Origin of the sequence: Peribacillus sp. TH16 (genome assembly GCF_016651095.1) — a bacterium.
Taxonomy (GTDB): Bacteria; Bacillota; Bacilli; order Bacillales; family DSM-1321; genus Peribacillus; species Peribacillus butanolivorans.
Genome location: NZ_JAEKEM010000009.1, coordinates 2,862,471 through 2,884,757, shown reverse-complemented (window position 1 = coordinate 2,884,757; position 22,287 = coordinate 2,862,471). Strand labels below are relative to the sequence as shown.

20 protein-coding genes and 4 tRNA genes are annotated in these 22,287 nt (G+C 38.5%); all 24 read left to right on the top strand.

The features are described 5' to 3' along the window. The first annotated feature begins 211 nt into the window (after positions 1-211). The 24 genes from JFV29_RS27945 (at position 212) to rlmH (ending at position 22,277) form a co-directional block, all read left to right on the top strand. A complete protein-coding gene (locus tag JFV29_RS27945) occupies positions 212-1,048 on the top strand; it encodes a mechanosensitive ion channel family protein (RefSeq protein WP_056521973.1) in 837 nt (278 codons plus the stop codon). Positions 1,049-1,069: 21 nt separating this feature from the next. Continuing rightward, a complete protein-coding gene (locus tag JFV29_RS27940; RefSeq protein WP_201187747.1) occupies positions 1,070-1,267 on the top strand; it encodes a DUF951 domain-containing protein in 198 nt (65 codons plus the stop codon). A 167-nt stretch (positions 1,268-1,434) separates the two neighbouring features. Continuing rightward, positions 1,435-2,535 (top strand): redox-regulated ATPase YchF, encoded by a 1,101-nt coding sequence (gene ychF, locus JFV29_RS27935; RefSeq protein ID WP_201187745.1) that lies wholly within the window; start codon positions 1,435-1,437, stop codon positions 2,533-2,535. 208 nt (positions 2,536-2,743) lie between these two features. Then, positions 2,744-3,028 carry a 30S ribosomal protein S6 gene (gene rpsF / locus JFV29_RS27930; RefSeq protein WP_056521977.1) on the top strand — a complete coding sequence of 95 codons (285 nt, stop codon included), beginning with the start codon at positions 2,744-2,746 and terminating at the stop codon, positions 3,026-3,028. Positions 3,029-3,097: 69 nt separating this feature from the next. After that, the gene (ssb, locus tag JFV29_RS27925) at positions 3,098-3,628 is read left to right on the top strand and encodes a single-stranded DNA-binding protein (protein WP_201187743.1); all 531 of its coding nucleotides are present in this window, start codon (positions 3,098-3,100) and stop codon (positions 3,626-3,628) included. 47 nt (positions 3,629-3,675) lie between these two features. Beyond that, positions 3,676-3,915, top strand: a complete 240-nt coding sequence (gene rpsR, locus JFV29_RS27920) for a 30S ribosomal protein S18 (protein WP_053348323.1) — start codon at positions 3,676-3,678, stop codon at positions 3,913-3,915. Positions 3,916-4,192: 277 nt separating this feature from the next. After that, positions 4,193-5,134 (top strand): YybS family protein, encoded by a 942-nt coding sequence (locus JFV29_RS27915; protein WP_201187741.1) that lies wholly within the window; start codon positions 4,193-4,195, stop codon positions 5,132-5,134. 35 nt (positions 5,135-5,169) lie between these two features. Next, positions 5,170-7,140, top strand: a complete 1,971-nt coding sequence (locus tag JFV29_RS27910; RefSeq protein ID WP_056521986.1) for a DHH family phosphoesterase — start codon at positions 5,170-5,172, stop codon at positions 7,138-7,140. Continuing rightward, positions 7,137-7,586, top strand: coding sequence for a 50S ribosomal protein L9 (rplI, locus tag JFV29_RS27905; protein WP_098177048.1), 450 nt, complete (start codon positions 7,137-7,139; stop codon positions 7,584-7,586). The genes JFV29_RS27910 and rplI overlap by 4 nt, the downstream gene beginning before the upstream one ends. A 150-nt stretch (positions 7,587-7,736) precedes the next feature. After that, on the top strand, positions 7,737-9,101 hold the full coding sequence (gene dnaB, locus JFV29_RS27900; protein WP_098177049.1) for a replicative DNA helicase: 1,365 nt from the start codon (positions 7,737-7,739) through the stop codon (positions 9,099-9,101). A gap of 476 nt (positions 9,102-9,577) precedes the next feature. Further along, positions 9,578-10,870 (top strand): adenylosuccinate synthase, encoded by a 1,293-nt coding sequence (locus JFV29_RS27895; protein WP_053348328.1) that lies wholly within the window; start codon positions 9,578-9,580, stop codon positions 10,868-10,870. A gap of 403 nt (positions 10,871-11,273) precedes the next feature. Next, positions 11,274-11,349 (top strand) — tRNA-Lys (locus JFV29_RS27890). A gap of 7 nt (positions 11,350-11,356) precedes the next feature. Further along, positions 11,357-11,428: transfer RNA gene (locus tag JFV29_RS27885), tRNA-Glu, on the top strand. Between the two features lie 23 nt (positions 11,429-11,451). Next, positions 11,452-11,527, top strand: a tRNA-Asp gene (locus JFV29_RS27880). A gap of 42 nt (positions 11,528-11,569) precedes the next feature. Then, positions 11,570-11,642: transfer RNA gene (locus JFV29_RS27875), tRNA-Phe, on the top strand. A 412-nt stretch (positions 11,643-12,054) separates the two neighbouring features. Beyond that, entirely contained in the window at positions 12,055-13,476 is a 1,422-nt protein-coding gene (locus JFV29_RS27870; RefSeq protein WP_201187739.1) for a M23 family metallopeptidase, read from the top strand. Positions 13,477-13,760: 284 nt separating this feature from the next. After that, complete coding sequence (yycF, locus tag JFV29_RS27865) at positions 13,761-14,468, top strand: response regulator YycF (RefSeq protein WP_034316131.1); 708 nt, start codon at positions 13,761-13,763, stop codon at positions 14,466-14,468. Between the two features lie 5 nt (positions 14,469-14,473). Beyond that, positions 14,474-16,306, top strand: a complete 1,833-nt coding sequence (gene walK, locus JFV29_RS27860; protein WP_201187737.1) for a cell wall metabolism sensor histidine kinase WalK — start codon at positions 14,474-14,476, stop codon at positions 16,304-16,306. Further along, the gene (locus JFV29_RS27855; protein WP_201187735.1) at positions 16,303-17,640 is read left to right on the top strand and encodes a YycH family regulatory protein; all 1,338 of its coding nucleotides are present in this window, start codon (positions 16,303-16,305) and stop codon (positions 17,638-17,640) included. Before walK ends, JFV29_RS27855 begins: the two co-directional genes overlap by 4 nt. Further along, positions 17,627-18,424: a two-component system regulatory protein YycI gene (locus tag JFV29_RS27850; protein WP_201187733.1), complete on the top strand. Its 798-nt coding sequence runs from the start codon at positions 17,627-17,629 to the stop codon at positions 18,422-18,424. The genes JFV29_RS27855 and JFV29_RS27850 overlap by 14 nt, the downstream gene beginning before the upstream one ends. A 6-nt stretch (positions 18,425-18,430) precedes the next feature. Next, complete coding sequence (locus JFV29_RS27845; RefSeq protein WP_056522003.1) at positions 18,431-19,225, top strand: MBL fold metallo-hydrolase; 795 nt, start codon at positions 18,431-18,433, stop codon at positions 19,223-19,225. 267 nt (positions 19,226-19,492) lie between these two features. Further along, the gene (locus tag JFV29_RS27840) at positions 19,493-20,716 is read left to right on the top strand and encodes a S1C family serine protease (protein WP_201187731.1); all 1,224 of its coding nucleotides are present in this window, start codon (positions 19,493-19,495) and stop codon (positions 20,714-20,716) included. Between the two features lie 174 nt (positions 20,717-20,890). Continuing rightward, the gene (locus JFV29_RS27835; protein ID WP_082527454.1) at positions 20,891-21,052 is read left to right on the top strand and encodes a CxxH/CxxC protein; all 162 of its coding nucleotides are present in this window, start codon (positions 20,891-20,893) and stop codon (positions 21,050-21,052) included. 745 nt (positions 21,053-21,797) lie between these two features. Beyond that, entirely contained in the window at positions 21,798-22,277 is a 480-nt protein-coding gene (rlmH, locus tag JFV29_RS27830) for a 23S rRNA (pseudouridine(1915)-N(3))-methyltransferase RlmH (protein WP_056522008.1), read from the top strand. Positions 22,278-22,287 lie beyond the last annotated feature (10 nt).

The window sequence follows — 22,287 nt, the reverse complement described above, 5'->3', positions numbered from 1 at the left end:
ATCATTCATGGAAATAGAAAAAACTTCTAATTACCTTACCTATTACCCATATTTTTTTTGTACAGAAACCCATATTTATTGATAAAATAGAGAAAACTTTTCTTATTTAGGGTTATCTTTCGGCTTGAGGGGTAGATGGAATACGTCCAAATAGGAAGGTCATAGGGAATCTAAAAGTTTTGCAGGTTTTTGCAATAGGCAGGAGGAAGAGATGGATAGCATTTATAATAACGTTACAAAAGAATTATTGGATGAAAAAGTATGGCTACTGATGGGGGAGGGAATTATTAAAATCTTCCTTGTTCTGTTGTTATCGCGTATTATTATTAGAATAGGAAAGACCATTATAAATAAATTCTTCAAAGCTCGATTAAGGAGTCCTATTCGGGTTTCGGAGCGTAGGGAAACGACACTCATTAAGTTACTGGAAAATATCATCACTTACGTTATCAATTTCATTGCCTTGATAATGATTCTTGAAATTTTCTCATTCGATGTAAAAGCTTTACTGGCTGGAGCTGGGATTCTTGGTTTGGCAGTTGGGTTTGGTGCCCAAAGTTTGGTCAAAGATATTATCACAGGATTCTTTGTGATTTTTGAAGATCACTTCTCGGTTGGGGACTATATTAAGATTAATACATTTGAGGGTGAAGTTCTCGAAATTGGGCTTCGTACAACAAAAATTAAAAGTAGCTCAGGAGAATTGCACCTCATACCTAATGGTAGTATTGTTCAAGTTACAAATTACTCCATATTAAACAGTAAAGCAGTGGTGGATGTAGCTATACCTAATGATGGATCAGTAGAACTTGCTGAGAGGGTACTTATTCAAACTTTGAATAATATGGAAGGTAAATATGACTTCTTAGTCAAAGCACCTGAATTTTTAGGAATTGAAATGATAAGTCCTGATGAAGTTGTCTTTCGGGTCACAGCTGAAACAAAACCGATGCGTCATGTCGAAATGAGCAGAATAATAAGAAAAGAATTAAGTGCTGCTCTTGATTTAAGTGGAATTACATCTACATACAAAGGCAGCGAGTCGTAGGAACTAGGGGGGCTCATGGTTATGGATGAAAAGGAATTTGCACTTAAAGATATTGTCGAAATGAAAAAACCACATCCATGTGGAGTGAATAAGTGGAGAATTATCCGGCTGGGCATGGATATCCGGATAAAATGTGAAGGGTGCGGTCATAGCGTGATGTTGCCCCGACGTGAGTTTGCGAAGAAAATGAAAAAGGTTCTACAAAAGCATGAGGAATGATCATGCTTTTTTCATGGAAAGAAAGCGGTCCTACTATCTCAATGATTTACTTGTCTTTTTAGGAAGCGAAATCTATAATTGGGAAAGGTTTAGGTAATTGGATGGTCTTTATAGAAGATCAGTCTTTTTCCTATATGTACGAATTATCTTAAAGGAGTGAAATATAAATGGCTTTAACAGCTGGTATAGTTGGTTTGCCTAACGTAGGTAAATCCACTTTATTTAATGCAATAACTCAGGCAGGTGCGGAATCTGCCAACTATCCTTTTTGTACAATTGATCCAAACGTTGGGATTGTAGAAGTGCCTGATCATCGTTTACAAAAATTGACTGAATTGGTGCAGCCGAAAAAGACAGTTCCGACAGCATTTGAATTCACGGATATTGCCGGGATTGTAAAAGGAGCTAGTAAAGGGGAAGGTCTTGGAAATAAATTCCTTTCTCATATTCGTCAAGTTGATGCAATTTGTCAAGTCGTTCGTTGCTTCTCTGACGATAACATTACTCACGTTTCTGGAAAAGTAAATCCAATAGATGATATTGAAGTCATCAATCTTGAATTGATTCTTGCTGATTTGGAATCTGTTGATAAACGAATCGACCGCGTTGGAAAAATGGCCAAGCAGAAAGATAAAGGCGCAGTGGCTGAGCATGAAATCCTTGTCGCTTTGAAAGAAGCATTGGAAGAAGAAAAACCAGCTCGTTCAGTTGAATTTACTGAAGAACAGCAAAAAATCGTGAAGGGCATGCACTTGCTTACAGCGAAGCCGACTCTTTATGTAGCGAATGTAAGTGAGGACGAAGTGGCTAATGCTGCTGATAATGAATATGTTCAACAAGTTCGTGAATATGCTGCGAAAGAAAACGCAGAAGTTATCGTAATTTGTGCAAAAATTGAAGAAGAAATTGCGGAGCTTGAAGGTGAAGAAAAGGAAATGTTCCTATCTGAACTCGGCATCGAGGAATCCGGTCTTGATCAATTGATCCGTGCTTCATACAACCTGCTCGGGTTGGCAACATACTTTACAGCTGGAGTTCAGGAGGTACGTGCTTGGACGTTCCGTAAAGGTATGAAAGCGCCTCAATGTGCAGGTGTCATTCACACAGACTTCGAACGCGGTTTCATCCGTGCCGAAATAGTTTCGTATAATGACCTACTTGAAGCAGGAAGCCATAGCGCTGCAAAGGACGCGGGTAAAGTACGATTAGAAGGTAAAGAATATATCGTTAACGACGGCGACGTAATCCATTTCCGTTTTAACGTATAAGGCATAGAGAGACTCTACAGACCCAATCTGTAGAGTCTTTTTTCTCGGTATAGTTTAAGTCTATAACATTTGATTTCAATAAATTGTAATATGTCTAACCGTTCGTTGCAAAGCCCCTTTAACTATGCTATAATTTCTTCTTGTGAGTAATTATAAATAATTGCTCCTTGCCCAATTGGGCCGCTTAGACCAAAAGGAGGTGACAGTGATGAGAAAATACGAAATTATGTATATCATCCGTCCAAACATTGAGGAAGAAGCTAAAAAAGCTTTAGTTGAACGTTTCAACACAATCCTTTCTGATAATGGTGCGGAAGTAGAAGCAAAAGAATGGGGTAAACGCCGTCTTGCATACGAAATCAATGATTTCCGTGATGGTTACTACATGCTTCTTAAAGTTAACGCTGAAAGTGCTGCGATTCTAGAATTCGATCGTCTTGCTAAAATCAGTGAAGACATTATTCGCCACATGGCTACTAGAGAAGAAGTATAATCCGATATTTAATATAAATTCTAATCTTGTTTCACGTGAAACAAGTTTGAAACCTAGGGGTTGATTCTGATGATGAATCGCGTAGTTTTGGTAGGACGCTTAACTAAAGATCCTGAATTACGATATACACCTAATGGAGTTCCTGTGGCTACCTTTACTTTGGCTGTGAACCGTAGTTTTACGAATCAGTCGGGTGAACGTGAAGCAGATTTCATTAACTGTGTAGTTTGGCGTAAACCGGCAGAAAATGTAGCTAACTTCTTGAAAAAAGGCAGTTTAGCTGGCGTGGATGGACGTGTCCAAACACGTAATTATGAAGGACAAGACGGCAAACGAGTATATGTGACGGAGATTCTGGCTGAGAGCGTTCAATTCCTTGAACCACGAAGCAGTTCAGCGGGTGAAAGAAATGAAGGCGGTTCTTACGGTGGAGGTCAAAAAAGTTATAGCAACAATAATAACGGAAATGACAACAATTCGTATGGACAAAATCCTAATCAGAATCAACGGAGCAACAACAACTACACTCGTGTAGATGATGATCCATTTGCAAATGACGGTAAAACAATCGACATTTCAGATGATGATCTTCCGTTTTAAACAGCCGTTTAAAATGAAAATTCAACAAGCAGGGAGGGAAATTTATTATGGCAATGGGTGGACGTAAAGGACGCGGTAAGCGTAAAAAGGTTTGTTATTTCACATCTAACGGAATCACTAAAATTGATTACAAAGATACAGATCTTCTTAAAAAATTCGTCTCAGAACGCGGTAAAATTTTACCACGTCGTGTAACTGGCACAAGCGCTAAATATCAACGTAAATTAACGATTGCTATTAAACGCTCACGTACTATGGCATTACTACCATACGTATCTGGTGAATAATTAATAGGCACATTGAGGAGCAATCCTTAATGTGCTTTTTTTTATGCAATAGGAGTGACGTATAAAAATAGCCCTTTTATTAAAAATCCGCTAAAATGCGGTTTTTTTTGTTTTTTGAAGGGATTTTTATAAACGAAAATAGTCTCTTTCCAAAGAAAAAATTCTATATCATGAAAAAAGATTGTGATGTTGAAATATCCTATGCTTAACGGATACAATATAAAGATGGAGACTGGAGACATTATTTTTAGTTTTATAAAAACGGGGGTGAAAATAAATGAATAGCGGGAGACGAATTGCTGAGGGCGGGGCCCTTTTGGCACTATATTGCATTTTATTGTTCATCACAGTTCATATCCCAATAGTGGGTACCTTCACTCTTTTCTTTTTACCCATTCCTTTTATTCTGGTGACAACCAAACAAAAGATATCATGGGCTCTGGGGTATTTATTTGTTGCTTCATTATTGTCGATACTTATCTCAACAATATTATCCGTTCCGATGACCTTACTTATGGGGGCAACGGGTATTACCATTGGTTATTTTTTGAAAAAGGATAAACCGATGGCACCTATGTTTATTAGCACTGTCCTTGTTTTCCTAGGGGGTACATTATTAATATATGCGGCAACGGTATTGGTATTAGATGTAAACTACATAGAAAAATCGATGGTCATGCTTGAGGAGTCCATTGATTCTTCTGTTGGGATCATGGAATCGTTTGATCAGGCACCGACAGAGCGAATCGAAAAGAGAATGCATGAATCAATAGATTTGCTGAACACGCTTATGCCAAGTTTGTTCGTTGTCACTTCTGTCATCATGGTTTTACTGATTTTCTTTGCGGCCCATCCTATTTTGAAGAGGTTCAGCGATAAAACTTTAAAGTGGCCACATTTTCGAGATCTGCGACTCCCGAAAAGCCTTTTATGGTATTATTTAATTACGATGCTTCTGGCTCTTTTTGTGAATACGGACAAGAATAGTTTTGTATATATGGCCATAACAAACCTATTTTTTATCCTGCAGTTTTTCATTTTGATACAAGGATATTCGCTGGTATTTTATATCAGTCATGTGAAGTCTTGGACTAAAGCTATACTTATTTTAATCGTGGTTGCTTCGCTTTTACATCCGATTTTCATAACCATCATTCGATTTTTAGGTATAATAGATTTAGGATTTCCTTTTAGGGAGACAATCAAGAAAAAGGAATAGTCCTTGTAAAACAGATGCTTTTAGGAGCTGAAACTATGCCATCTTATTTGAAAGAGTACTCGATTAAGTCCCCGTTATATGGGGTGCTGGCTGCAGGCTTGTTACTTTTGGGCGTACTGGCTTATTATAATTGGGTTGTTGCACTTGTTGGATTATTGATTCTTGCCGGTTTATTTTATTTAACATTAAAAGTGGAAGAAAAAAAACAGCGTAAGACAGAAGAATATATAACAACGTTATCCTACCGTCTAAAGAAGGTGGGTGAAGAAGCGTTACTGGAAATGCCAATTGGGATTATGCTCTTTAATGACGATTTTTACATTGAATGGACCAATCCATTTCTGGCTTCATGTTTTAGTGAAGATTCATTGGCAGGAAGATCTCTCTACGATGTCGCTGATTCGATTGTACCGTTAATTAAGCAAGAGATTGAGACAGAGACGCTTACACTCCATGACCGGAAATTTAAAGTGGTCCATAAGCGTGAGGAACGACTTCTTTACTTTTTTGATGTAACAGAGCAAGTTGAAATTGAAAAATTATATGAAGATGAGCGGACAGCAATCGCCATTATTCTGCTTGATAATTATGATGATTTGACGCAGGGAATGGATGATCAGCGTAAAAGTAGTATAAACAGTTTGGTTACCTCACTTCTTGATAAATGGGCAAGGGATAATGGCGTTTTCTTTAAACGGGTTTCCTCGGAACGGTTTATCGCTGTGTTTAATGAACATATCCTTCATCAACTTGAAAAGGGTAAATTCACTATTTTAGATGAAATTAGGGAAACGACAGCCAAGCAAAATGTACCACTTACCTTGAGCATTGGGGTTGGCTCGGCTGTATCTTCCTTACCGGAATTGGGATCACTTGCCCAGTCTAGCTTAGATCTAGCTTTGGGACGGGGCGGAGATCAAGTTGCTATTAAGCAGGCAAACGGAAAAGTGAAATTTTATGGTGGTAAAACCAATCCAATGGAAAAACGCACGAGGGTCCGCGCACGCGTCATTTCGCATGCATTAAAGGATATAGTCTTGGATAGCGATAAAGTCATTGTCATGGGCCATAAAAATCCGGATATGGATGCAATAGGTTCAGCCATCGGTATTTTAAAAGTGGCTCAAATGAATGAACGTGACGGATATATTGTCATAAACACACAGCAACTTGATAGCAGTGTCCTTCGTTTAATGGAAGAAATTAAAAATAAAGAGGATTTGTATGCACGGTTTATAACTCCCGAAGAAGCATTTGAAATGATTACGGATGAAACGTTGCTCGTTGTAGTTGATACGCATAAACCTTCAATGGTGATTGAAGAGCGATTATTAAATAGGATTGATAAGGTAGTTGTCATTGACCACCATCGCCGAGGTGAGGAGTTTATCAAAAACTCATTGCTCGTTTATATGGAGCCATATGCATCCTCAACAGCTGAACTTGTAACTGAATTGCTTGAATATCAGCCAAAACGCAGCAAAATTGATATGCTTGAGTCTACGGCACTGCTTGCCGGGATTATTGTCGATACGAAAAGTTTTACTTTAAGAACTGGTTCACGAACATTCGATGCAGCCTCTTATTTAAGGGCTCATGGAGCAGATACGGTACTTGTTCAGAAATTCTTAAAGGAAGACGTAGACACCTATATTAAACGGTCGAAGCTGATTGAAGAGGTTGTCTTCTATAAAAAGGGTATTGCAATTGCTTCGGCAAAAACTGATCAGGTCCATAATCAGGTGCTCATTGCTCAGGCAGCCGACACGCTTTTGACCATGGACGGCGTTGTCGCTTCCTTTGTAATGGCTAAGAGATCTGATGATACAGTTGGCATAAGTGCACGTTCTCTCGGTGATATCAATGTCCAGGTGATAATGGAAATGTTGAATGGAGGCGGACATTTAACAAATGCCGCTACTCAACAGGCATGTTCCATTGAAGAAGCCGAAAGTCGATTAAAAGCAGCAATTGATGATTATTTAGAAGGGGGACAAAAAGAATGAGAGTTATATTTCTAAAAGATGTTAAAGGTAAAGGAAAAAAAGGGGAAGTCAAAAATGTTGCAGATGGTTATGCACATAATTTCCTGATTAAACAAGGATTGGCTGTAGAAGCAAATAATACAAATGTGAAAACTTTGGAAGCGCAGAAGAATAAAGAAGAATCGCTTGCTGCCGAAGAACTTCAACATGCAGAAGAACTGAAAGTACAATTGGAGAAGTTAACTGTTGAATTATCCGCTAAAGCTGGGGAAGGCGGGCGTTTATTCGGTTCTATCACGACGAAACAAATTGCCTCAGAGCTTCAGAAAAAACATGGCATTAAGATTGATAAACGTAAAATGGAGCTTGCTGACGGAATTCGTTCTTTAGGACATACGAAGCTCCCTGTAAAGCTGCATCCTGAGGTTACAGCAACACTCACAGTGCAAGTGAAAGAAATTAACTAATTTTAGTGGTTTCATATCTGTGAAAAATTGATAAAATAGAGATAGACGAAAAAAATGTGATTGGGCATGTTGTCCTTTCACTTTTTTCTTTTTAACTAGAAACATATAAATAAGCAAAAAGTATCCTCTTAGAATGGGAGGTTTTAAGATTTGATAGAACAATTTCAAGATAGAGTTCCCCCTCAAAATATAGAAGCAGAACAAGCTGTGCTAGGGGCCATTTTTCTAGAGCCTTCTTCACTAACTGTTACATCGGAAGTTTTGATTCCAGAGGATTTCTACAGAAGCTCGCATCAAAAAATCTTTAATGTGATGATTAAGTTGAATGACGAAGGAAAAGCTGTCGATTTGATTACGGTGACTGAAGAACTAGCCGCTGCAAAGAACCTTGAAGAAGTGGGTGGCGTTTCATATTTAAGTGAATTGGCCGGGTCGGTGCCTACCGCAGCTAATATTGAATATTATGCCCGCATCGTAGAAGAGAAGTCGTTACTACGTCGATTGATCAGGACAGCAACGAATATTGCTCAGGAAGGATACAGCCGCGAGGATGAGGTCGAGGAGCTGCTCGGGGAAGCAGAAAAAACGATCATGGAAGTAGCCCAGCGGAAAAATTCCGGGTCCTTTCAAAATATTAAGGATGTATTAGTACGGACTTACGATAATATCGAGGTATTGACCACCCGTAAAGGTGATGTCACAGGAATTCCGACCGGATTTGCTGAACTGGACCGAATGACAGCTGGTTTTCAACGTAATGACCTTATTATCGTGGGTGCTCGTCCCTCTGTTGGTAAGACCGCTTTTGCTTTGAACATCGCTCAAAATGTTGCAACGAAAACAGAAGAGAACGTTGCGATTTTTAGTCTTGAGATGGGTGCCGAGCAGCTTGTTATGCGTATGCTTTGCGCGGAAGGAAACATTAACGCTCAAAATTTGCGGACAGGATCCTTAACAGATGAGGACTGGCGCAAGCTAACAATGGCGATGGGAAGCTTGTCGAATGCCGGTATTTATATTGATGATACGCCAGGAGTCCGGATTGGTGAAATTCGTTCAAAATGCCGTCGTTTGAAGCAGGAACATGGACTTGGCATGATATTGATTGATTACCTTCAATTGATTCAAGGAGATGGCCGTTCAGGCGACAATCGTCAGCAAGAAGTATCGGAAATTTCTCGTTCACTCAAAGCGCTTGCTCGTGAACTAGAAGTACCTGTTATCGCCCTTTCCCAGCTCTCCCGTGGAGTGGAGCAGCGCCAAGACAAGCGCCCCATGATGTCAGATATCCGGGAATCAGGGAGTATTGAGCAAGATGCTGATATCGTGGCATTCTTATATCGTGATGATTATTATGATAAAGAATCTGAGAATAAAAATATTATCGAAATCATTATTGCCAAACAGCGTAATGGCCCTGTTGGGACGGTTTCGCTTGCATTCGTTAAAGAATACAATAAATTCGTTAACCTGGAACGGCGCTTCGATGATGACTCGATGTCTCCTGGGGCTTAAATAGATTTAATGTTATTCACAGAAAACGGCTCGCCACTTTTGAAGTGGCGGGCTGTTTTTATGGAGAAAAGATAAAAAAGAAAAGCCACCGTAAATAATAAAGGATTTCCATGGGTAAAATAAATGATATTGAAATATTGAAGAGAATAATCTAAATCGAAATGAGAAAAAGAAAGCCGCTATAAATACCCTGAAAACGCTATTTTCATCTTAGTTGCTTCATTCCCTATCAGCAAAAAGGTGAGAATATAATCCAATTATTACCAAGTGATAATCTTTTTATTTTTCAGAATTATCAGTATGAAAAACGCTACAGAAGGTTAATACCTTATATTTACGAACGAATTATTTATTAATTTATATAATGTTCGGATTTTGTATTGACTTCCTCTTTGAATTATTGATAAAATAGGTTTGTTTGATAAGAACCGGTTAATAACCGGTATTACGTGATCCTTTGGAGGTGCTTTATTCAGATGTCATCAGTTGTAGTAGTCGGTACACAATGGGGAGACGAAGGTAAAGGTAAAATAACAGATTTTCTATCCCAGAATGCGGAAGCCATTGCTCGTTATCAAGGTGGGAATAATGCAGGGCATACGATTAAATTTAACGGTGTTACTTATAAACTGCATTTAATTCCGTCAGGGATTTTTTATAGTGATAAAATTTGTGTTATTGGAAATGGAATGGTAGTTGATCCAAAAGCGCTTGTAGAAGAGCTTGCATATTTACATAGTCACGGAGTGAGCACGGATAATCTTCGTATCTCTAACCGTGCACATGTCATTCTTCCTTACCATATTAAATTGGATGAAGTTGAAGAAGATCGTAAAGGTGCTAATAAAATTGGTACGACGAAAAAAGGAATCGGCCCTGCTTATATGGACAAAGCTGCTCGTAACGGCATCCGTATGGCAGATCTTTTGGACCGTGAAATTTTTGAAGAAAAATTGTCCCAAAATCTTGTCGAAAAAAACCGCATGTTTGAACGTTTTTATGAAACAGAAGGTTTTAAAATCGAAGATATCTTAGAAGAATACTATGAGTACGGACAACAAGTGCAGAAATATGTTTGCGATACATCCGTTGTATTGAATGACGCACTTGATGAAGGAAAACGCGTATTATTTGAAGGGGCTCAAGGGGTTATGCTTGATATCGATCAAGGAACATACCCATTTGTTACTTCATCTAACCCAGTTGCAGGCGGCGTAACGATTGGTTCAGGTGTTGGACCTACGAAAATTAACCATGTGGTTGGAGTATGTAAAGCATATACAAGCCGTGTGGGTGATGGTCCTTTCCCTACAGAATTACATGATGAAATCGGTCATCAAATCCGTGAAGTAGGCCGTGAATATGGTACTACTACAGGCAGACCGCGCCGTGTCGGCTGGTTTGACGCTGTTGTTGTTCGCCATGCACGCCGTGTTAGCGGGATTACCGATTTATCTTTAAACTCAATTGACGTGTTATCAGGTCTTGATACGGTCAAAATTTGTGTGGCTTATGAATACAAAGGCGAAATCATTCATGAGGTTCCAGCGACTTTGAAAGCGATTGGCGAATGTACACCAGTCTATGAAGAGCTGCCAGGCTGGCCAGAAGACATCACGGGATGCAAATCATTGGATGAACTACCAGAGAACGCTCGTCACTATGTAGAGCGCGTATCTCAATTAGTAGGCATTCCTTTGACTACTTTCTCTGTCGGTCCTGACCGTAACCAAACAAACATCGTAAGAAGCCCTTGGCGTCTAGCGTAATTCATGAAAAAAGGAGCTGGCTTTTTTGCCAGCTCCTTTTTTATTTAAAACTACTCCTTGGTGGTGTAAGGTTTACAAGTGGCTAGTATGTCAGTTTGTACAATTATGATTAAACAATATGTACTGAGATACTAACAAGGAAATGATGTTTTTAAAGGGTAAATTTTATTTAAAACAGTAGTGAAAAGGAAAAAATATAAAATAAAATAAATTTTATTTTAAAAAACTATTGCATAAACAATAAAAACTATGATATTATAAAAAGCGTCGTCACAATAGAACAAGCCAATAACACGGTAGAGCAACAAGCAAAGCTTCCACGAGTAGCGCGAGTAGCGGAGTTTACATCTTGCAGAAGGTAAACGGAAAATCCGGAAATTATGTGGCGAAAATTTATTAGAACGAGCCATTAGCTCAGTTGGTAGAGCATCTGACTTTTAATCAGAGGGTCGAAGGTTCGAATCCTTCATGGCTCACCATTTTTCCGGCCCATTGGTCAAGCGGTTAAGACACCGCCCTTTCACGGCGGTAACACGGGTTCGAATCCCGTATGGGTCACTTCTTTATATAATTTATATGCTGGTCCCGTGGTGTAGCGGTTAACATGCCTGCCTGTCACGCAGGAGATCGCGGGTTCGATTCCCGTCGGGACCGCCATTTTATTTTTTACATGATTTTTTCATTTAAAATAGAATATTTGGCTCAGTAGCTCAGTCGGTAGAGCAAAGGACTGAAAATCCTTGTGTCGGCGGTTCGATTCCGTCCTGAGCCATCCTTTTGAAAAGCGCCTTTCGGGCGCTTTTTTTGTTATATATTAATTTACAAACGGGTTAAATCCTGTTAATAGATTGTTATTGATTTGTAACAATCCAATTTTAACCATTTATATAAATGGTTCGCTATTCCTTATCAGGCTTACGTCTACCTCCTTTTTTATTTCGAAAGATACCTTTTCTAAAAACATATTTATTGGTACTTGTTGTCACCATTTATACAGTTCTATTACATTATGAAGTCTATTTCTTGATTTTTTTATTATTATGATAGAGTTATGAGTGGAAAAATGGTTATAGAAATTAGTCATGTACGCGTAAATATTGAAATATTGAAATTGAACTAATATATCTCATATAAATTTGATTAGTTTCTTAATTGGTGACTGGGCCGTTTAAGGAGGACAATATATGTTTATCTCAAAAAATAAAGGAATCTTTCTGTTCATGATATCCGTAATGCTATTGCTTGCAGGAAATCGAGCAACAGCAGCAGGTGTATCGGAAATTAAAACCATTCAGCATGTTTATCTCAACAATGAATTCGTGGGAAGTGTAACGGATGAAGCGGAAATAGAAAAGATTGTAGCGGATAAAATTGCAGAAGCAGAGGCGGATTATCCTGACTATACATTTGATAGTGAGACGCAGTTAGCATTTGTGGGCGAGGAAGTATTTAGTGAAGAAGTAAAAGAGGACCAAGTCTTAAAGGAGATTGACGATCAGTTGGATGTAAAGGCAGACGCGTATGAGATTAACATTGATAATCAGGTGGTCGCTTATGTTCCTTCTAAGGAAGATGCTGAGGAAGTTGTGAGAAACATCACCTTATTATATGTAGATGAGGAAGAATACGCTGAATATGAATCCAGCAAGAGAGAAAGTGAATCGGATACGGTTGAAACGTTAAAAAAACCAGGAAGCAGAATTCTAAATATCGAATTTTCGCATCCAATTACGTTTAATGAAACCGCGGTTGATCCTGAAAAGATTATGACGGTTAACAAGACCCTTTCCATGATAGAAGAAGGAAAAGAAGAAAAGGCTATCTATGAGGTAAAGGAAGATGAGGAACTTGAAGAGGTTGCTAATAAGCATGATATGGACCTAATTCAGCTGTTGGAGCTAAACCCGGACCTTAATAAGGGTAATGGGCTTAAAGCAGGTGAGAGCGTCTATGTGACCCAAGCTACACCCTATGTGAACGTAATGGTAGAAAGAGAAGTTTTGAAAGAAGAGGGGATTCCTTTTGAAAAGAAAGTAAAAAAGGATGATGATCTTCTGAAGGACGAGCTCGTTATTGAACAAGAGGGTAACGATGGCGTTCAGGCATTCACCTATACAGTTGAAGAAACAAATGGTAAAAAAATCAGTGAAACTATCGTAAAAAAAGAAGTTACGGAAAAAGCGATCACAGAGATCACTAGAAAAGGAACAAAGGTCATTCCTTCAAATGGAAGCGGCACCTATTCATGGCCTGCAGACGGGGGCTATATTTCCAGTAAGCAGGGCCAGCGCTGGGGGAAACTACATAAAGGAATAGATATTGCCCGACCAACAACAAGGACCATCACGGCAGCCGATCATGGAATAGTCGAATTCGCAGGAGATTCCGGAGGTTATGGTAATAAAATAATAATCAATCATAATAATGGATTTAAAACGTTGTATGCCCATTTAGATTCAATAGATGTAAAAGCAGGACAAAAGGTTGGAAAAGGAATGAAAATTGGGATGATGGGCTCAACAGGCCATTCCACCGGTGTCCACCTTCATTTTGAAGTATATAAAAACGGGTCTCTTGCAAATCCGCTAAATTATATAAGTCAGTAATTGAGAGAAGTCTTCGAAAAATATTCGAAGACTTCTTCTTCTGCTACATACATAGATGAGAATAATAGGAAAAAGGTGATTTAATGCCTGTAAAATGATAAAGTATAATAGATACAATTTGCTTACATTTAGGTGTTTAGACCTTTTAATAGGGTATATATAGTGAACTTTGTTGGACTAAGATGATAGGTCGGTGTAATCAGTAGGAAAATATGAAAAAAGGTCCCGGATAAGGACAAGGTTTTTAATAGATTTAGTTTAGTTATTAAAAAGGAGATAAGTACATGGATAAGAAAATTTTGGTAGTCGATGATGAAAAGCCAATCGCGGATATTTTACAATTCAATTTGAAAAAAGAGGGTTATGAGGTTTTTTGTGCTTATGATGGCAACGAAGCTCTTAAAATGGTAGAAGAACGGCAGCCTGATTTGATTTTGCTTGATATCATGCTACCACAGCGTGATGGGATGGAAGTTTGTAGAGAAGTAAGAAAGAAATATGAAACGCCAATCATCATGTTAACGGCTAAGGATTCTGAGATAGATAAAGTATTAGGGTTAGAGCTTGGTGCAGATGACTATGTGACAAAGCCGTTTAGTACCCGGGAAATAATCGCCCGTGTTAAGGCGAACTTAAGACGCCAGCAAGCTGTCCCGGTTCCGGATCAAGAAAATGAACCGAAGGAAATTACAATAGGCACTCTTACTATCCATCCTGATGCCTATGTCGTTTCTAAGCGTGGCGATACGATTGAATTAACTCATCGCGAATTCGAATTGCTCCATTATTTAGCAAAGCATATCGGCCAGGTTATGACAAGGGAGCACTTATTACAAACCGTTTGGGGATATGATTACTTTGGAGATGTACGGACAGTCGATGTAACGGTAAGACGTCTTCGTGAGAAGATTGAAGATAATCCAAGCCATCCTGGTTGGATTGTAACTAGAAGAGGGGTCGGTTATTACCTGCGTAACCCTGAACAGGAGTAGTTCTTATGAAAAAGGTTGGTTTTTTTCGCTCAATTCATTTTAAATTTGTTCTGATTTATGTGTTGCTTATCTTCGTAGCGATGCAAATAATCGGGGTATATTTTGTTGGGGAATTGGAAGAAAATCTTGTCGGGAACTTCACGAAATCGATAAAAGGCCACGTTAACCTGCTTACCTACAGTATTGGCGAAGAAATGGAAAAAGAGAGGGGAGAGGAAGACCCAACCCTCGAAGAAGCGATTAATACGATACTGAAGGATCGCGATAATTCATCGAATGATATTTCGGAAGTACGTGTTATCGACACACGCAGCAGACGGGTAATTGGAACCTCCGCCCCGGGTAACCAGGAAATCGTAGGGAAGAAAACGACACAGGTCCTTATAAAGAATACGTTGATTTATGGGAAAGAAGATAGTGAAGTGTACCGGGATCCGAAAACAGGCAGACGGGTCTGGGTTCTTTCGACACCCATTGAAGCAAAAGATGAGGTCATTGGAGCTGTCTATGTCATAGCTGAGATGGAGAACGTCTTTGAACAGATGGATGAAATCAATAGTATCTTTATGACGGGTACGGCTATTGCCCTGGTCATTACGGCTATCTTAGGAATTCTGCTGGCACGGACTATCACTCGGCCCATGTCGGATATGAGAAAACAGGCATTGGTGATGGCGAAAGGGAATTTCTCTAGAAAAGTTAGAGTATATGGCGATGACGAAATAGGTCAGCTTGCTGTTACTTTCAATAATTTGACTAAAAAGCTTCAAGAGTCGCAATCTAGCACAGAGGGAGAACGACGTAAACTTTCATCTGTCCTCACCAATATGACAGACGGTGTTATTTCAACTGATAGACGCGGTAGAGTGAACTTGATTAATGAACCGGCTGCACGATTACTGAATGTCTCACATGAAACCGTCATGAACCAACCTATCATTGAGGTTTTGGGTCTTGAAGAAGAATATAAATTTGAGGATTTACTGGAAGAACGGGAGTCCGTAATCCTTGATTACAGCAAAAAGGATCGGCCGTTCATTTTGAGGGGTAACTTTTCAGTTATTCAAAAGGAAACGGGATTCGTTAATGGATTGATCACTGTTTTGCATGATATCACAGAGCAAGAGAAAATTGAGGGTGAGCGTAGGGAATTTGTTGCCAACGTGTCGCATGAGCTAAGAACACCGCTTACAACGATGAGGAGCTACCTGGAGGCATTGGCGGATGGGGCTTGGAAGGAAGAGGAGATCGCTCCTGCCTTTTTAAGTGTCACGCAAAATGAAACAGAGCGAATGATCAGGCTTGTAAATGACCTGTTACAGCTTTCAAAAATGGACAGTAAAGACTATCGGCTTAAAACGGGCTGGGTGAATTTCAATAAATTCTATGACCATATTATCGATCGATTTGAAATGACGAAAAATGATGATATCACATTTAAGCGTGATCTGCCTAAGGATGCTTATTTTGTGGATATTGATGAAGATAAAATCACCCAGGTTCTCTATAATGTAATATCCAACTCATTAAAGTACTCTCCTGAAGGTGGTCAAGTGACCTTCCGTGTCAGGGCAGCTGAAAGCTTTATCGTTGTCAGTATTACTGATCAAGGAGTGGGAATTCCGAAAAATGTCATCGATAAAATATTTGACCGATTTTACCGTGTGGATAAAGCAAGGTCACGAAACCTTGGTGGGACTGGACTTGGTTTAGCGATTGCGAAAGAAATGGTCGTGGCGCATGGCGGGAAAATTTGGGCGGAAAGTGTGGATGGAAAAGGAACTACGGTGTTCTTTACACTTCCTTACGAACAGGAAGAAGAGGATGATTGGTCATGAATTTTGAACGTGCGAAAAGTATAATACTGATTATTTTAGTTGGGACTAGTATTTTTTTGACTTGGAGTATTTGGACGTACGAGCCTGAATATGATCAGTTTGACCAATCAGATGATCTTATAAGGATTAAAAGTGATGTGCAGATTGTCAGTGATGTCATTAAACCGGTTAGTATCCTTTTTCACAGCAATGGTCAACATTTTCAAACCTCCGATCCTGTAGAAATAGATAAAATGGAGAAAGAATTTTCTCAATGGAGTTTTACCGGCGCAAAAGAGTTATCCATGAAAAGGCTTCAAAGGAAATTTGATGATTTTGTTCATGAAGAGGGATCGATGGAAATCGAATTTTCCGATGATGTTCCAATCTCTCTCTATAAAACGGTATTGGATATTTCGGATAAGGAATTGCCTAGTTTTTCTTTTGATCGCATCATCATTAAACAAAAAGATATCAGTGGTAATGAATCTGCGGTTTATTTTGTCTCTTATGAACAAGAGAAAATCTATCAAAGCATGGTCAGCTCTAAAAGACTTAAAGATTTCATGGATGATTTTTATAATGATTCACACAAAAAATATCCTGAATACACAGCCCAAACCATAAACAGTAAAAGGACACTGTTTGTTCCGGAAAATTCTATAAAGATTAACAGATTTCAATATTATATTGACTACTTTGATATTGGAAATCTGAAAGATGCGTTATTTAATTATCCCAAGTATGTACGACAGGAATCAGTTTCAGTCGGTGAGGAATACACGGATGGTACAAGACTGATGACGATCAATAAAGAGAATTATATAATTTCCTATATTAATCCGGCACAAAAGGACAAGTTATTTGGCAGTTCCAGTGACCTTTTGGGAAAAAGCATTGATTTTATTAATGATCATGCCGGCTGGGAAGATAGCAATTACCGCTTTGCTTATATGTCGGAGAGTGAGCAACGTGTGGTATTCCGCCTATTCGTAAATGGATATCCGGCCTTCAATGAATATGGAATGACCGAAATCGAACAAATTTGGGGGAAAGAAGAAATTTATAGCTATGAGCGTCCCTACTTTTCACTTGCTTCTGTACTTCCTTCAGAAGGATCGGTAGCCACTTTACAAAGTGGCAGGGAAGTACTGAATCAGTTGAAATCTAAGGAAAGTATTGATTTCAAGAGTGTGGAGGACATCTCGGTTGGTTATAAGCTGCATAAGTCGTTAGATTCCAAGCTTGTCACTCTTGTTACACTTGAACCCACTTGGTATTATCGTATCGGCGATAAATGGTTTATTGTGCCTTTTGATGAAGACTCGGGAGGCGATCAAAGTGGATTGGAATAATACAAAGTCAATTTTCATTATGGTTTTCTTCATTTTGAACATTTTTTTGCTTTATCAATTTTTGGAGAAAATAAATGACTACACATACGAAAATATCACAGAGTCCACAACGGAAGAACTTTTAAAAGAAGATGAGATTACAATAGCCGTTCCACTTCCAAAACAAAAGGTGAAGGATCAATTCTTGATTGCTAATAGTAAAAATTTCGAGAAGAAAGATTTACAGTACCTGAAAAATCAAAAAGCGAAAATTATAGACGATAAGAACCTTGTCGGTACATTTAAAACGCCGGTAAGTATGAATGATAAAATTCAGGCTGCCGATGTTGAGATATTCTTGAAGGAGTATATCTTGAATGGTAATGATTATCGTTTTTGGAGCTATGACGAGATCAACCAGACCATTATCTGCTATCAAGTAGCAGACAAAAAGATGTTTTATAATAATAGTAAGGGAAAGGTCACTTTATATCTGAACAAGAAGGGGGAAGTTGTCTCCTATGAACAGATGTATTTAGAGGGAATAGAGAAGTTCAACAAACCAAAAGAGTTGGAATCTGCCCTAAATGCTATTGGAGCTTTATATAATCATGGTGATATTGATCCTAAAAGCAAAGTGACTAATGTACAACTAGGTTTTTATAATTCCCTGCAGACGACATCTGTGTCACATTTACTTGTGCCAACATGGTGGGTGGTCTTGGATGACGAAACGGATCTATTTGTGAATGCTTTTGATGGAGAGGTCATTGAATTAAATACAGAAGAAAAAATACTGGAGTGAGTATAGATGACTATGCATTTTAGTGTTCTCGCAAGCGGGAGTACAGGAAATGCCTTTTTCGTGGAAACGGAGGATCAATCTTTTCTTGTCGATGCCGGTTTAAGCGGTAAAGCCTTAGAAGCGTTGTTTCAGGATATAGGCCGTGATATGTCGAAGCTATCCGGAATCCTTGTTACCCATGAACACAGTGACCATATTAAAGGTCTTGGCGTGGTTGCTAGAAAACATAAACTCCCGATATATGCGAATGCAAAGACATGGAGTGCCATGGAGCGTTCAATCGGTGAAATTTCTGTCGAACAAAAATTCACATTTGAAATGGAACAAGTCAAAACGTTCGGCAGTCTTAATATAGAATCCTTTGGTGTATCGCATGATGCTGCAGAACCAATGTTTTACGTGTTTCATCATGAAGATAAGAAGCTTGTGGTTATTACTGATACAGGATACGTAAGTGATCGGATGAAAGGTATTATCTCGAATGCTGATGCTTATGTATTTGAAAGTAATCATGATGTATCTATGTTGAGGATGGGAAAATATCCGTGGAGCATTAAGCGCAGAATTTTAAGTGATGTTGGACATGTTTGTAATGAAGACGCTGCTCTTGCCATGAGTGAAGTGGCCGGAGATAAGACAAAGCGGATTTACCTGGCCCACTTGAGCCTTGATAACAATATGAAGGATCTAGCAAGAATGTCAGTAGAACAAACTTTAAAGACAAAAGGAATCATCGTCGGTGAACAATTTTCTCTGTATGATACGGATCCGAAAAAACCGACAGAGCTTGTAACGTTATAAATAAAGGGAATGGATGAGGGAAACCTTGTTCATTCCTTTTTATTTATAAAATATATAAGTTACTAACCGGATTAAAAGGGGTATCGTTTGGTTAGAACTGTATAGGAAAATAGAAAAGTTGCTACATATTATTCAATTTTAAGTTTACCCTTAAATAAGGGCGTACATTTTTTTAGAAAAATTCGGTTAAATGAGTATAATTAAGGGAGGATACCAAACAATAGTAGTTGCTATAATTCATTCCTAAAATGAGAGGATGGAGCTGTCTTGGGTTATTATGATCAGAATGATGAGAACCAAAACAAAAAGAGAAAGGGGAGCCATACGAGCTATTTTCTTTCAGGCTTGGGAGGCGCCATCATTGGGGCATTACTTATTTTATTAGCTTTTCCGGGAAGTGGACTGTTGGTTAACGAAAGCAGCGAAAATACAACAGAGAAATCAACTGATAGTGAATCGATGAAGCAGACACAGCAAAGCCTGTCTGTAGATGTGACAAGTGCCGTCACTGATGCTGTTGATAAGGCCAGCGACGCGGTAGTCGGCATCACAAATATTCAGGAAACAACCTTCTGGGGCCAGCAGGGAAGAAACGAGAGCAGTTCTGCTGAAGCGGGTACTGGTTCTGGTGTCGTTTATAAGAAAGATGGCGGTAAAGCCTATATTGTTACAAACAATCACGTCATTGAAGGCGCAAATGAATTGGAAGTCACGTTAAGTGATGGAACTAAATTACCAGCTGAACTACAAGGTAGCGACCCATGGACAGACCTTGCCGTCATTGTAGTAGATGGAGATAAAATTAAGACCATTGCCGAGTTCGGGAAATCTGGAAAATTGAAACCTGGAGAGCCTGTCATTGCCATTGGTAATCCGCTAGGTCTTCAATTCTCTGGATCCATTACACAAGGGATCATTTCCGGTTTGGAACGTACAATTGAAGTGGATATCAATGAAGACGGACAGGTGGATTGGAATGCAGAGGTTATTCAAACAGATGCGGCGATTAACCCAGGAAACAGTGGAGGGGCACTTGTTAATATGTCCGGGCAGGTCATCGGAATCAATTCGATGAAGATAGCAGAAAATGCAGTGGAAGGAATCGGACTTTCCATTCCGATTGATTCGGTTATTCCAATTATTAATGATATCGAGGAATTTGGTGAAGTTAAACGTGCTTTCTTAGGTGTGAATTTAGCATCTGTAGAAGAAATTTCGCAATATCATCAACAAAATACATTGAAATTGCCTAAGAAGGTTACTGCAGGTGTGGCAATAACAGGTGTTCAAAGTAACTCTCCAGCAGATAAAGCAGGTCTAGCAGAATTTGACGTCATCGTTGGAATGGATAATGAAGAAATCCATGACGTAGTAGAATTAAGAAAGTATCTTTACAATGATAAGAAAATCGGTGATAAGGTTAAAATTATCTATTACCGTGATGGAAAGAAAGAAACCACGGAAGTCACGCTTTCAAACAGCGAAATCTAAAGAAAAAAAGGACAGGGAGCGACTACTTCCTGTCTTTTATTTTGCTTGCGATTTTCTTGTTTTTTGATACGATTACTTGTGGATATTTGCTAAAAGATAAAGATACCAATCAAAGTGTGGATAAATAGGTACATCATTATTAGTAAAACTGAATAAAGAAGAGGAGGATGTATGATGGAATTATATTGCTGTCAGGAACACGTAGATATGGCGTTGGATGAAGTGGTATATGAGTGTGAAACCTACCCTGTTTTAACATTCATTTCTGAAGAAAAACAGTTATCAACAACCTGTGAATATTGTCGAAACGTGGCAATATATCTAGTAGGGAACTAATATTCTCATACAAGATGTGGATAGAAAATGTGGATATGTGGATAACTTTTGTGGATAACATGTTTGTAACCTGTTCTTAACATGTTCTTAACATTTTATAAAGTAGAAACTAGAGCATGGAATTGCCGTATATTTAAGCCGTTGGTGCTTTATATGAGATAAAGGTCATTAGAACAAAAAAAAGAGTATTAAGGCTGCAAAATAAAGTTAGGGTAGCGAATTCTTATTAAAGTAATCAGCTCTGCCTATCTAGGCAACCTTAGTTTTATACAAAATTTGTCGATAAAATTCATATCAAGATTTAATGGGATTATATTATGAAGGAATTTCATAGTTTATCAGGGACAAAATTATATAAAGCATCAATAATAGTCATTATTGGAATAATGATGACTGGATTACTGTTATATTAAGGCATTCTAGTTCAATAGGTTTGGTTTTTTATTTTCATTTTTTGTTGGTTCTACTTTTGGTTACATTACTCTTGAGTTATTCTAGAAAAGAAACAAATGTACATTATTCACTTATGAATGAAGGAAGCCGTTGCCACTTTTTTAAGGAGGAAGCGGCTTTTTAATATAAAGATGATAGTTGAATCATTATTTATAGTGGTTATAAATGTAATGGACTTATCCAAAACTGGAAAGGATATGCTTGTTTTGCTTATAGGTCCCTCTAAGGTATGATAATAGGTAGGCAAATCCAACAAATGATACTAAAACATAATGAAAGTTAGAGGATATATATGAAAATAACGATTATTACTGTTGGCAAGCTAAAAGAAAAATACTTAAAGCAAGGAATTGCTGAATATACAAAACGTTTAAGTGCCTATGCTAATATAGAACTTATTGAAGTACCAGATGAAAAAGCCCCGGAGAACCTTAGTGCAGCGGATATGGATATTGTAAAACAAAAGGAAGGTGAGCGAATCTTAGCTAAAATCAGCCAAGACACCTACGTTATTACACTTGAAATCAATGGAAAACAGCTCACCTCTGAGCAGCTAGCATCTCATATTGACCAGCTAGCTACTTATGGAAAAAGCAAAATTGCTTTTATTATTGGTGGTTCTCTGGGGCTTAGCTCAGAGGTGATTTCAAGAAGTGATTATGCACTTTCCTTTTCTAAAATGACCTTTCCGCATCAGCTAATGAAGTTGGTTCTGTTGGAGCAAATATATCGAGCGTTTAGAATAAATAGAAATGAACCGTATCATAAATAAATTTGCCAAT